Source organism: Mesorhizobium sp. M7A.F.Ca.CA.003.01.2.1, from assembly GCF_003998945.1.
In the GTDB taxonomy this organism is placed as follows: domain Bacteria; phylum Pseudomonadota; class Alphaproteobacteria; order Rhizobiales; family Rhizobiaceae; genus Mesorhizobium; species Mesorhizobium ciceri.
Genome location: NZ_RZRA01001290.1, coordinates 1 through 1,158, shown reverse-complemented (window position 1 = coordinate 1,158; position 1,158 = coordinate 1). Strand labels below are relative to the sequence as shown.

Genomic DNA, 1,158 nt, shown 5'->3' with positions numbered 1-1,158 from the left:
TTCTGGATGCGCTCGACGGATGTTTTGCGCTCGTCGATCAAAAGCACTTTCGGCGTCGTGTCCTCGGATGCGAAATTGCGGCTGAGCAACTCCTCGATGCCGATATTGCGCGTCGTCGAGGCGCGCAGCCGCAACTCGTCGGTCAGCGACTTCAGCCGAACAAGGCTCTTGACGCGCGTCATCAGCTGCAGGTCGTTGACCGGCTTGGTCAGGAAGTCGTCGGCGCCAGCCTCAAGCCCGCGGACGCGGTCGGAAACCTGGTCCAGCGCGGTGATCATCACCACCGGAATGTGCGATGTCGCCGGATCGCTCTTCAGCCGCCGACAGACCTCCAAGCCGTCCATATCGGGCATCATCACATCGAGCAGCACGACATCGACCTTGCCGTTCTCGCAGGTCTCGATCGCATCCGGCCCGTTGGTGGCGGTCAACACTTCGAAATATTCGGCCAGCAGCCGCACTTCCAGCAGCCGCACATTGGCAGGGATATCGTCGACGACGAGGATCCGCGCAGTCATTTCATAACGCTCCGGCTCGGCTGAAGGGGCACATCACGCATCGCCCAGATAGGATTTGATGGTTTCGATGAAACGCGGCACCGAGATCGGCTTCGAAATATAAGCCTCGCAGCCACCCTGGCGGATACGTTCCTCGTCGCCTTTCATGGCGAAGGCGGTCACGGCAATGACGGGGATGACGTGCAGTTCGTCGTCCTCCTTCAGCCATTTGGTCACTTCAAGCCCCGACACCTCAGGCAACTGGATATCCATCAAGATGAGATCCGGCCGGTGCTGGCGTGCCAGATCGAGCGCTTCCAGACCGTTGCGGGTGCGCACGGTCTCGTAACCGCTTGCCTCGATGAGGTCCCGAAAGAGCTTCATGTTGAGCTCATTGTCCTCGACGATCATAACCTTCTTCGGCATCGATATCCCGTCCCGGCCGCCCTTCCGCTTCGAAGGCGACCGTCATGCGCCCATATCTGAACGCACCAAACCCTGCTTCACTTTACGGCAATATGATTGACGAAACGGAAATCCGCGGCTGGAAAACAGCGCGAATTCTACCTCGTCGCCTGCGCGTCCAAAGGGCGCGCCACGCTCTAATGGCTTGCCGCAAGCAACTCTTGCCATTACTGCGGGAGAGACTCATTCCACACAC

The 1,158-nt window shown here is 59.2% G+C and carries 3 protein-coding genes; 1 reads left to right on the top strand and 2 read right to left on the bottom strand.

What is annotated here, in order from left to right:
- Nucleotides 1–518, bottom strand: a 518-nt coding sequence (locus tag EN969_RS32060; protein WP_127419787.1) for a response regulator, incomplete at its 3' end; no start/stop codon positions are given.
- A gap of 33 nt (nt 519–551) precedes the next feature.
- Nucleotides 552–923: a response regulator gene (locus tag EN969_RS32055; protein ID WP_013531932.1), complete on the bottom strand. Its 372-nt coding sequence runs from the start codon at nt 921–923 to the stop codon at nt 552–554.
- Nucleotides 924–967: 44 nt separating this feature from the next.
- Between EN969_RS32055 and EN969_RS35660 the strand changes: the two genes are divergently transcribed.
- A partial coding sequence (locus tag EN969_RS35660) for a hypothetical protein (protein ID WP_206525291.1) occupies nt 968–1,158 on the top strand: 191 nt, incomplete at its 3' end.